9 protein-coding genes are annotated in these 10,022 nt (G+C 59.3%); all 9 read left to right on the top strand.

The window, feature by feature from the left end; all coding sequences use genetic code 11:
- Nucleotides 1-438 precede the first annotated feature (438 nt).
- Complete coding sequence (locus EXY20_RS24480; RefSeq protein WP_135554741.1) at nt 439-1,206, top strand: creatininase family protein; 768 nt, start codon at nt 439-441, stop codon at nt 1,204-1,206.
- 12 nt (nt 1,207-1,218) lie between these two features.
- Nucleotides 1,219-2,358: a mandelate racemase/muconate lactonizing enzyme family protein gene (locus tag EXY20_RS24475; RefSeq protein ID WP_135554740.1), complete on the top strand. Its 1,140-nt coding sequence runs from the start codon at nt 1,219-1,221 to the stop codon at nt 2,356-2,358.
- A 30-nt stretch (nt 2,359-2,388) separates the two neighbouring features.
- Nucleotides 2,389-3,915 (top strand): aldehyde dehydrogenase family protein, encoded by a 1,527-nt coding sequence (locus EXY20_RS24470; protein ID WP_235886178.1) that lies wholly within the window; start codon nt 2,389-2,391, stop codon nt 3,913-3,915.
- A gap of 50 nt (nt 3,916-3,965) precedes the next feature.
- Nucleotides 3,966-4,895 (top strand): dihydrodipicolinate synthase family protein, encoded by a 930-nt coding sequence (locus tag EXY20_RS24465; RefSeq protein ID WP_135554739.1) that lies wholly within the window; start codon nt 3,966-3,968, stop codon nt 4,893-4,895.
- A 2-nt stretch (nt 4,896-4,897) separates the two neighbouring features.
- On the top strand, nt 4,898-5,596 hold the full coding sequence (locus EXY20_RS24460) for a GntR family transcriptional regulator (RefSeq protein ID WP_135554738.1): 699 nt from the start codon (nt 4,898-4,900) through the stop codon (nt 5,594-5,596).
- A complete protein-coding gene (locus EXY20_RS24455; protein ID WP_167859485.1) occupies nt 5,580-6,353 on the top strand; it encodes an SDR family NAD(P)-dependent oxidoreductase in 774 nt (257 codons plus the stop codon). The genes EXY20_RS24460 and EXY20_RS24455 overlap by 17 nt, the downstream gene beginning before the upstream one ends.
- A gap of 226 nt (nt 6,354-6,579) precedes the next feature.
- Nucleotides 6,580-8,136: an extracellular solute-binding protein gene (locus tag EXY20_RS24450; protein WP_135554736.1), complete on the top strand. Its 1,557-nt coding sequence runs from the start codon at nt 6,580-6,582 to the stop codon at nt 8,134-8,136.
- A gap of 77 nt (nt 8,137-8,213) precedes the next feature.
- A complete protein-coding gene (locus tag EXY20_RS24445) occupies nt 8,214-9,140 on the top strand; it encodes an ABC transporter permease (protein ID WP_135554735.1) in 927 nt (308 codons plus the stop codon).
- Between the two features lie 12 nt (nt 9,141-9,152).
- Complete coding sequence (locus EXY20_RS24440) at nt 9,153-10,013, top strand: carbohydrate ABC transporter permease (protein ID WP_235886177.1); 861 nt, start codon at nt 9,153-9,155, stop codon at nt 10,011-10,013.
- Nucleotides 10,014-10,022 lie beyond the last annotated feature (9 nt).

Genomic DNA, 10,022 nt, shown 5'->3' with positions numbered 1-10,022 from the left:
TTTCCGCTATAGTAGTCATCGAGTAGGGTTCCTTTCTTGGTGACTTTGACCATCCCGAGAATACCCTACTTTTTTGTTGCCTGGCTAGGCTCCAAATCTTGGTTACACACACTATTGTACGTCATCATAATAGCCAGTGAATTCACCGGTTATTCGTGCTGAAAGCCCGATTTTGGGGCTGCTGGTGCGAAATAACCAGCGTTTTCGCTGGCTATTTCGGGCGAGCCGCGTAAAAATGGGCAAATAGGCCATTTTTTATGGCCTATTTTGACGAGGGGAATGTTTCGAACCGCGCATCCGGCTTGGAAAACGGCATCCGGCTTCTAACTCCGGGAAGAATGCAGGTTGACGGGATCGGGATCGACGATTATAATTTGTGATATATCATATATCAACATTTGATGCCGTTCGACTCAAGCGGGCAAGGGAGGTTACCGCATGGAACAATTGGCGCATTTAACTCGGGACGAGGTTGCCGCAGTCGCGGGACAGGCGGTGGTCGTTCTGCCCATAGGAGCGATCGAACAGCATGGCCCGCATCTGCCGCTCGGCGTCGACGCCATGGCGATCGAAGCGATCGCCGAAAGGAGCTGCAAGCAGCTTCAAGGCGAGCTTGCGGTTTATTGCGCGCCGGTGCTCGTTTACGGCAGCTCGCACCACCATTTTCCGTTCCCGGCCATGTCGCTGAGCAGCGAAACGCTGCTGCTCGTGCTGAAGGATTTGCTCCGTTCGCTTGCGCGAACGGGGTTTCGTGCAGTGTTCGTGCTGAACGGGCACGGCGGCAACGACGAAATGATCCGCGCGGCGGCGCGGGACATGACGAGCGAATGCGGCATTTCGATCGCCGCGGCGTCGTATTGGTCGATCGCCTGGCAGGCTTTGACGGAGGCAAACAAGGCGCAACAAGTCGGCCGGGTGCCGGGTCACGCGGGAGGCTTCGAGACGTCGCTGATGCTGGCGATCCGTCCCGACCTCGTGCGCGAGGAGCGTTTCCCGCCGCGCCGCGAAGACGAAACGCCCCGCGAGGAGATGGCCCGGCGGCTGTTCGTCCAGCATCCCGGTCGGCAAGTCGGGCGGGACGGCTATTCGGACGACGCGTCGCGGGCCGATCGCCGGCTGGGCGAAGCTTGTTTGCAAACGATCGCCCGCGAAACGGCGGCGGCCATTCGTTCATTCGCCGCGCAGGCGCGTTTCGCCCAAGAGTAGAAGGAGGAGAACATGAACATCGTTAACGTGAATGTCTATGATTTTCATACGCAGCGGGTACATACGACGCAGGCTGCCGCGCTTGGCGGCAAGGAGCATCGCGCCGGCGGCGTGACCGCATCGGATTTTGCCATCGTGGAGCTGAGGGGTGACGACGGATCGGTAGGCTACGGCGAAATTTCCGACATCCCCGATACGATGCTGTCGCCGGCCGGGGTGCAGGCGAATGCCGCATATTTGCAAGCCTATTTGCGCGAACAACTGATCGGCCGGGATGCGGCCCAATTCGAATCACTGCTTGCCGCCTACCCCGATCCGGCGCTGGTCGACTTGCGCACAGACGGCACCGTGTACGACATCCTCGGCTGCGGCGTCGACATGGCGCTGCTCGATTTGCTTGCCAATCGGGAAGGATCGCCGATATCCGCCCGGTTCGGCCCCCGGCTCCGCAACGAGGTGAACGTATCGTGGGTGATCTTTATCCGCGACCCGGAGCTGATTGAAGCGGAAGTGGAGCAGAAAGTGCGCGAAGGCTTCAGCGCTTTTAAGCTCAAGGTCGGCATCAATGCAAAGGACGACGAAGAGCGGCTGCGCATCGTTCGGCGTATGGCCGGCGACGGCGCGCATATCAAAATCGACGCCAACTCGGGCTGGTCGTTCGACGAGGCGGTCGACAACATGCGGCGGCTGGAAAAATACAATCCGTCGGGCATCGAAACGCCGATTCCGTATCTTGACGTCGAAGGCAAAGCCCGGCTCAAGCGCAAAATCGGCACGCCGGTCATCGAGCATGTGCATACGCTCGCCTTCGGCGAAGCGCTTGTTGCGCAGCGGGCGGTCGATGTGTTCAATTTGTGCCCGGCCGGCAGCGGCGGTTTGTTGAAGGCGAGGCGCATTCTCGATTTGGCGCGCGCGGAAGGCATCCCGTGCCTGCTCGGCAGCACGGTGGAAGCCGGTCTCGGCACGGCTGCACAGCTGCAGCTCGCCGCCGGCGCCGAGCCGTTGTCGTGGCCATCCGACCTGGTCGGGCCGCAGTTATACGTAAACGATTACATTAATGAGACGTTTTCTTACAGCAATGGTTGGCTGCGCATTCCCGACGGACCCGGATGGGGCGTCACCGTCGACAGAAGCAAATTGGCCGGCGCGTAGCCGGTAACTGAAGGGGGGAAACACGAACCGGTGGAGCTGGGGAAGGTATATCGCAATTATATTAATGGTCAATGGCAGCCAGTCATCCCGGACAGCGAACCGATGGAAGCAGGCGGGAATCAGGCATGCAGCCCGGTAGCGACAAGCCGCGCCATAACGGCCGGCTTGCTGCAGGAGCGGCGCAACCCGGCCCGCACCGGCGAAATCGTCGGCTATGCGCCGATGTCCGGCCCGCGCGACGTCGAAGCCGCCGTCCAGGCCGCCCAGGCGGCGTTCCCCGCCTGGAGGCGGCTGGCCGGCCCGCAGCGGGCGCGTTATCTGGAGCGCGCCGCCGACGAAATCGCGGCGCGGCGCGACGAAATCGCCGAAACGATGACGCGAGAGATGGGCAAGACGCTGGCGGAAAGCCTTGGCGAAACCGACCGCGGCATCGCCATTCTGCGCTATTACGCCGGCGAAGGCTGGCGCAAGGAAGGCGACGTCATCCCGTCGACGGATGCCGACGGTTTGTTGTACACTGTGCAGGCGCCGCTCGGTGTCGTCGCCCTCATTACGCCGTGGAATTTTCCCGTCGCGATTCCGCTCTGGAAGCTGGCGCCGGCGCTCGTCTACGGCAATACCGCCGTGCTCAAGCCGGCGGAGGAAGCTACCATCACCGCCGCCAAGCTGATGGCGTGTTTCGCCGCCGCCGGTTTGCCGCCCGGCGTCGTCAACATGACCGCCGGCGCCGGTGCGGCCGGAGCAAGTCTGGTCGGCCACCCCGGCGTGGCGGCCGTATCGTTCACCGGCTCGGAGCGGGTCGGCCGCTGCATCGCCGTCGCCGCCGCGCAGCGCGGCGCCAAATGCCAGCTGGAGATGGGCGGCAAAAACCCGCTGATTGTCGCCGCCGACGCCGATCTCGAACTGGCCGCCGAAGCGGCCGTTAATGGCGCTTTTCGCTCGACCGGGCAAAAATGTACGGCCACCAGCCGCGTCATCGTCGAAAGCGGCGTGTATGACGCGTTCAAATTGAAGCTGCTGGCCAAAACGAAAGCGATCGTCGTCGGCGACGGTTTGGAGGACGGCGTTTGGATGGGGCCGTGCGCAAGCGCAAAGCAGCTGGATACTGTGCTCGGCTATATCCGCCTGGGGCAGGCAGAGGGAGCGGAGCTGCTGTGCGGCGGCGGTCGTCCGCCTGACGAAACGCACGAAAACGGTTATTTTGTCGAGCCGACGATTTTCGCACGCGTCGACGGAACGATGACGATCGCCCGCGAGGAAATTTTCGGCCCGGTGCTGGCGCTGATCCGTGCCGAATCGCTGGAGGAGGCGATCGCGGCGGCGGGCGATTCCGAATACGGGCTGAGCGCTTCGATTTATACGCGCGACATCGGCGCTGCGCTGCGTTTCGCCCGCGAGCTGGAAGCAGGGATGATCCGCATTAATGCGGAGACGTCCGGAGTGGAGCTGCAAGCGCCGTTCGGGGGAATGAAGCGCTCCAGCTCGTTCTCGCGGGAGCAAGGACAGGCGGCGGCGCATTTTTACACGTCGACAAAAACGATTTTCATCAAGGGATGAGGAAGAAATGTCATTCACGCAGCACCTGAAAGAAGCGGGAGGAATCGACCATGATCCAAGCTACGAACAAACTGACTGAACGGCTCGCAGGCATTTCGGCGATCAATGTGACGCCATTCCAAACGGAGACGGGCCGGATCGACGAAACCGCGCTGCGGCGCAATGTTCGCTTTTTGCTGGAGCAGGGGATGGAATTGATCGTGCCGTGCGGCAATACCGGCGAATATTACGCCCTGTCGCAGGAGGAGCGCATTCGCGTGACTGAAACCGTGGCTGGCGAAGCGCATGGGGAGGCAAGCATTGTCGTTGGCATCGGCCAAGACGTCATGTCGGCGATCGAGCTTGGACGCCACGCCCGTCAGGCCGGCGCCGATGCGGTGATGATCCACCAGCCGGTGCATCCGTTCGTCACCGACGACGGCCTCGTTCGTTATTACGACGACATTATTGCAGCGCTCGATATGCCCGTTATTCCATATATTCGCTCGCGCAGCGTCGGCAAAAAAACGTTTGCCTACTTGCAAAACTGTCCGTGGGTAGTCGGCGTCAAATATGCGATCCCGGACGTGCTGCTGTTCGCCGAAACCGTCCGTTCGTTTCCGCGCGAAGATTTCATCTGGGTGTGCGGGCTTGCCGAAAACTGGGCGCCGTTCTTCCAGCGGGCGGGCAGCCGCGGCTTTACGTCCGGGCTGGTCAACGTGGCGCCTGAGCTGTCGCTGGCGATGCTGCAGGCGCTCCGCGAGGACGATTCGCAGGCGGTCCGCCGCATCTGGGAGACGATCAAGCCGTTCGAGGACTTGCGGGCCAAATACGACAGCGGCATCAACGTATCGGTAGTGAAGGAAGCGATGAAGCTTTTGGGCTATAATGGTGGGGTAGTCCGTCCGCCGGCAGACGAGCTGAACGACGAGGACAAGGCGGCGCTTGTCGCCGTGCTTCAAGGGTGGAACAAACCAATCGCAAGCAAAGGAATGAAGTAACGATGGAAAAAGCGCCATCCGAAGACCATCTCGCCATCCCTGCGATGAAGGTGCAGTCGCTTCGCGACATAGTGCTCGATTCGCTAAGGGTGGCGATTACGACCGGCTATCTGAAGGCCGGCGATCATTTGAAGGAACGCGAGTTGTCGGAGCGAATGGGCATCAGCACGACGCCGATCAAAGAGGCGTTCCGTATTCTCGAGTACGAAGGACTGGTCAAGACGCATCCGCGCAAAGGCACGTTCGTCAACGAGTCGATCGATACGCTGCTGAACGAAATTCTTCATTTGCGCGCAGCGGTGGAAAGCTTGGCGGCCCGGCTTGCGGCCAGCAAGGTGACTGACGAGGAGTGCGAACGGTTTCGATCGGTACTGGCGGACATGTCCGACAAGGCGGCGAACAAAAACCGCGACGGGCTGGCGGCCGCCAACGAGCGGTTTCACGCGCTGGTGCGCGAAACTTGCGGCAATCCGCTGATCGTCAACATCCTGACGACAATCAGCGCATTCGGCTCGGGCTTCCGCAAGCGCGCGCTCGAATTCGACAGCGAGATGGCGCTTGGCTTCCAGGAACACCGCGCCATTATTGAAGCGATCGTCAGCCGCGATCCGGAGCTGGCGGAGCAGAAGATGAAGCAGCATATCGTGCGCACGATCCGGGATGTGCTTGCGGGGGAGGCCGGCCATGAGACTTCGCGATAAAACGGCGTTCATCACCGGCTCCACCCGCGGCATCGGCCGCGAAATCGCCGCCGTGTTCGCGCGCGAAGGCGCCACGGTCGGCATTCACGGCCGCCAGGAAGCCGACGTAGCGGCGGTCGTGGACGACATCCGCGCCTCCGGCGGAAGCGCTTTCGGCGTTGCCGCCGACCTGGCCGATCCGGAAGCGCCGGATGCCGTCCATACGCAGCTGTCCCGTTTGTGCGGCGGGATTGACCTGTTGATCAACAACGCCGGCATGAGCATATCCGAGTCGTACGGCAGCGTCACTCGGGCGACGTTCGACGCGCAGCTGCACGTCAATTTCGTCTCCGCTTTCCGGCTAACGCAGCTGCTGACGCCGCAGATGGCCGCCCGGGGCCGGGGGGCGATCGTAAACATCAGCACGTGCGGCACGGTGCAGGCGCACCATAACAAGATCGTGTACGACTCCGTCAAGGGCGCGCTGGAAGCGTTCACCCGCTCGCTCGCCGTCGAACTGGCGGCAAGCGGCATTCGCGCGAATGCGATTCGCCCCGGCGCGATTGCGAACAGCCCGGAGTATGAGACCGACACCCCGGCCAACAACGCCCGGCGCAACATTATTCCAATGAAGCGCATGGGAACGAACCGCGAAATCGCCGAAGTTGTGTTGTTCCTTTGTTTGCCCGAGGCGGGGTATGTCACGGGGCAAATTTTCGATGTCGACGGCGGGCGCGGCGTATCGCTGCCGATTCTGAATCCGGTCGGCATCATTTAGTCCGGTGTCCGGCAACCAGTTCTTTGACAACCGCATAAAAGTGATGCGTTACAGGATAAATTGTGGCGGATCAATGCATGTTAACGGGCGGAACCGCATGATATGATGCAGGTGTCGCTGTTTTATGATATATCAGATATCATGAAAGCGCTCGACAAACGGTGCGCCGGTCGCAGCGGACCGATCCGCATCAGGCAACACGATTCCGAAGGGAGGAACCGGGAAGATGAAAAGGGGTTTGATGTTGGCGGCTACGACGATGCTGACGCTATCGCTCGTCGCGGCATGCAGCGGCAACAAGGAAAGCGGGGGAGCGACTAACGCTCCCGCAAGCGGTTCGCCGAAGGCGACAGAGCCGGCGAAAACGGCGGAACCGAAAAAGGATCTAAAGTTGAACCTCGCCACGTTCGAGTATTCCGACACCCAGTTCAACAAGGATTGGCCGGTGTGGAAGTATATCTCGGACGCAAGCGGCGTGACGATCACGCCGAAGTCGGTGGCGACGAACGATCCGAAGGAAGCGTACAACACGATCGTCGCCTCGAAAGATTTGCCCGACGTCATGTACCTGACCGATTACGACATGGCGAACCGGTACGGCTCGCAGGGCGCGCTGATGAACGTGCTCGACTATATCGACAAAATGCCGAACTTCAAGAAATGGTCCGAGAAATATCCCGAACTGACCCGCTCGGCGCTGTCGGCTGACGGCAAGTTGTATATTATGCCGAACCAAGGCAATACGGACGGCAGCATGGCCGTTATGATGTACCGCGAGGATTTGTTCAAGAAGCACAATTTGACCCCGCCCAAAACTTACGACGACATTTACAACGTGGCCAAAGAACTGAAGAAGCTGTACCCGGACAGTTACCCGTTCTCCAACCGCAACGGTATGACCGGACTCGATATTTTCTTCGCGCTCAATTTCGACACGAAAGGCGACGTTTATTACAGTTATACGAACAACGAATGGCGCTACGGGCCGATTGAAGACAATTACAAGAAGATGGTCGAGTTTTTCAAAAAAATGTATGACGAGAAGCTGATGCCGCCCGACTGGCTAACGCTCGATACGAACGCGTGGCAGAAGCTGATGTCGACCGACAAAGGGTTCATCACGTACGATTATATCGGCCGGATCGATCTGTTCAACGAACCGATGCAGAAGGAGAACCCGGCGTACAAGCTTAATTGGCTGCCGCCGCTTGCGGGCGTGACCGGAGGGAAAACGTATTACCGCAACCCGGTGCTCAAGAACGGCTACGGCATAGCTTCCAATACGAAAAACCTGGACGCCGCGCTCGCCTTCCTCGACTTCATGTACAGCGAAGCGGGCCGCGACCTGGTCAGCTGGGGCAAAAAGGATGTCGACTACACCGAAACGAACGGTGCCAAGAAGATGAAATATGCCAACCTGCTGGAGATGCGCAAAACGTCGGGGCTGAACACGCTCGGCTCGTACCAGTGGACGGACCCGGCGGCCGTCAACAGCATGCTGACCGACGCCAGCAAAAAGATGTTCGCCGACCAGCAGCCGTATTTGGAAAAGATGCAGCCTGCTCCCGCGATGACGAAGGAAGAACTCGATACGCTTGCGCTCACCGGCCAGTCGATCAAAAAAGCGAAGGACGAAAACATCGCCAAATTCATTCTCGGCACCCGCCCGATGGCGGAGTGGGACGCTTATGTGCAGGAAATGAAGAAGCTCGGTACCGACAAACTGCTTGACATTTACAAAAAAGCCGACGACCGTTCGAAAACCGTCAAGCTCGGCAAATAGCAGGAACCCGAACGATTAGTCTCGTCGCCCGCTTGCGGGCGGCAGGCTAATCTTTCTTTTCCGAGAGGGGATTATCCATGAACAACCTGGCGGAGAGCGGCGGCTCCCTGCGCAAGCGGCTGAAGGCGAACGGCTGGCTGCTGATGATGTTTGCGCCTTGTTTCGTCTTCTACGTGCTGTTTCACTACTTGCCGATTGCGGGCATCGTCATTTCGTTCAAAAACTACAACATGTTCCGCGGCATATTCGCCAGCGAATGGGTGGGACTGCGCTACTACCGGCTGTTTCTCGAAAGCCCGGACTTCTGGCCGGTGCTGCGCAATACGTTCCTGCTCGGCGTGTTCAAGCTGGTGTTCGAGTTTCCGGCGCCAATCGCGCTCGCGCTGCTGCTCAACGAGGTGCGCAGCCGGATGTTCAAACGGTTCGTGCAAACCGTCAGCTACTTGCCGCACTTTATTTCCAACGTTGTGGTGGCCAGCATGCTGCTCATGTTCCTGTCGCCGACAACCGGCGAAGTGAACCGGCTCATTGAAGCACTGGGTTTCGAGCCGATCAATTTCATGAGCTTGCCGGCCCTGTTCCGGCCCGTATACGTCGCATCGGAAATATGGCAGCATACCGGCTGGGCGACGATCATTTATTTGGCCGCCCTGACCGCAATCGATCCCCAGCTGTACGAAGCGGCGGAAATCGACGGCGCCGGCCGCTGGGCGAAAATGCGGCATGTAACCTTGCCCGGCATTCTGCCTGTTATTGTGATTATCGTCATCCTGAATACCGGCAAAATACTCGAGATCGGATTCGAAAAAGTGTTTCTGCTCTACAACCCGGCCACGTACGAAACGGCGGACATTATCCAAACCTACGTATACCGGACCGGCATCGCCGGAGGCAACTACAGCTATGCTTCGGCAATCGGCGTCTTTCTCGGCGTCGTCAGCTGTATCTTTCTGTTCGTCACCAACCGGTTCGCGCGCAAATACGGCGAAACGAGTTTATGGTAAGGAGGTGGACCCGTGTCTGTACGCAAATGGTCGCCGTTCGCCGTGTTTAATACGATCGTGCTGTTGTTCGTCGTCGTTGTCACCTTGTACCCGTTCCTGCATATGATTGCCGTCTCGCTCAGCGCGAATACGGCCGTGATGAAAGGTTCCGTTTCCCTGATACCAAAAGGATTCCAGGTCGACATGTACCGGATCGTGTTAAACGATCCGCGCATCGCGTCCGGTTACCGGAACACGCTGATTTATGTTACGCTCGGGACAACAATTTCGCTGCTGGTCACCGCGCTGGGCGCTTATGCGCTTTCGCGCCGGACGTTTCTGTTCCGCCGAGGATTCATGCTGATCATCATTTTCACGATCTTGTTCAGCGGCGGCATGATCCCGACGTTTCTCGTCGTCAACGAGCTTGGCCTCGTCAATACGATGTGGGCGATGATCCTGCCGGGAGCGGTCAGTACGTGGAACTTGATCATTATGCGGACGTTTTTCGAGCAGCTGCCGGTCGAGATGATCGAAGCGGGCAAAATCGACGGCCTGCACGACTTGAGCCTGTTCGTCCGCATCGTGCTGCCGGTGTCGAAGCCGATTCTGGCGACGATCGGGCTGTTCTATGCGGTGGGCATCTGGAACAATTTTTATTCGGCGCTGCTGTATTTGCGCGATTCCGAGCTGTATCCGCTGCAGCTGATTTTGCGCAACATGGTCGTTGTGCCGGACAACATCGTCAGCCAGGGGATGGGAAGCGAGCTTGTGATCGAGGAGTCGCTCAAGTACGCGACGATTCTCGTTTCGACGCTGCCGATTCTGCTCGTCTACCCGTTTCTGCAAAAGTATTTCGTCAAGGGCGCGCTGATCGGCTCGGTCAAAGGGTAGGCGCTTCGC

The organism is Paenibacillus cymbidii, assembly GCF_004764705.1.
Taxonomy (GTDB): domain Bacteria; phylum Bacillota; class Bacilli; order Paenibacillales; family NBRC-103111; genus Paenibacillus_AN; species Paenibacillus_AN cymbidii.
The sequence above is the reverse complement of the archived record's forward strand: the minus strand, read 5'-3'. Positions and strand labels throughout refer to the sequence as shown.